Annotated in this window: 1 protein-coding gene; it reads right to left on the reverse strand. The window is 39.7% G+C overall.

Going from position 1 to position 1,181, the window contains the following annotated elements:
• Nucleotides 1–111: 111 nt before the first annotated feature.
• A partial coding sequence (locus AC1DRF_RS28730; RefSeq protein WP_477742403.1) for a PH domain-containing protein occupies nt 112–1,181 on the reverse strand: 1,070 nt, incomplete at its 5' end.

Raw genomic sequence — 1,181 nt, forward strand, 5'->3', positions numbered from 1 at the left:
GGTCAACTGGAGGCAGTATGGTGCCAGTTGAAGTGATGAACAGCTATTACGAGCAAGGGAAAAATTTAAYGAATAGATAACGTCAAAAGGCATGAAGAACAATGATGTTCTTCATGCCTTTTTAGCCGAAGTAGCTTGCAGAAAGACCGGATGCCAAATCTCAAATGGAAAATATCCGGACTTATAGCTGCCGCTTGTACCCATAGTTGCAATTTTTATTTTCCTATATCCTTTTTTCCATAAAAAAGTGCCTGCAAACACCTCAATTTCTTCTATTTTCTTCCTTCTAATAATCGTTGTTTTTCGTGTTAAAAACTGCGATCGAATACTGACAAATACATCGTTCATCATCAAGCCGCCTTGACGATAGCCCAACAAGTGAATAAGTACGTATATAAGGCATAGCACAGCAATAATCCACACAAACATTGATTTCCAAAAGCTAATGCCAACCCCTGCTGCCGCAAATAACAAGACCGGTAATAGTAATGGATACCACGCATATTGAATCGCTGTATTTCTTGGACACTTTATATATTCATAGTGCGGCACATATACGTTCATTAATGCTGAAATCTCTTTTTGCTGGATAAACGGGTGTAAATAGACCTTTTCTTTTAAATCAGAGGTTACGACGTTTAACGAAACGGAAGACCATCCAAATAAGCGCCGGACCAACCCTTCCTCTATCGTAACAGCCTGTATTTTATGAAAAGGAATCGTAAGGGATTTCTTATTTAACAATCCGTATTTAATATGTAGATAATGATCGTAGCGCTCTACTGTGAAACCGCCAAATCGTATTACATATAAAACAATAGACAGCAAATAAGCAAGCACCACAATTACAGCCACTAATACAAATAAACCAAGCATCGATTGATGAATCACTTCTTCGTAAGCTGTCTTCACCCAGCGGTTGATATACGTATCAATATACTGATAGAGAAAACCAAGAGCAGCAAATATATAGCCAAAATTCCCGGAAAACGCAGCAGCTAACGCCAGCTGTTTCACCGACACTTTCATCGTACGTTCAGGACTTTTTTCCCTTATTTCCGGCTGACTCCCCGACAGCTTTAACGTATCTTTAAGATGGTGCGCTTCTTTTAGTGAAATACCAGATAAATCAATTTCAGCATCCGTACCGCTGCTGGCCGTGTCAATACGAAGCCGGGCTA

The sequence above is a fragment of the Priestia sp. P5_B4 genome, from assembly GCF_056400385.1.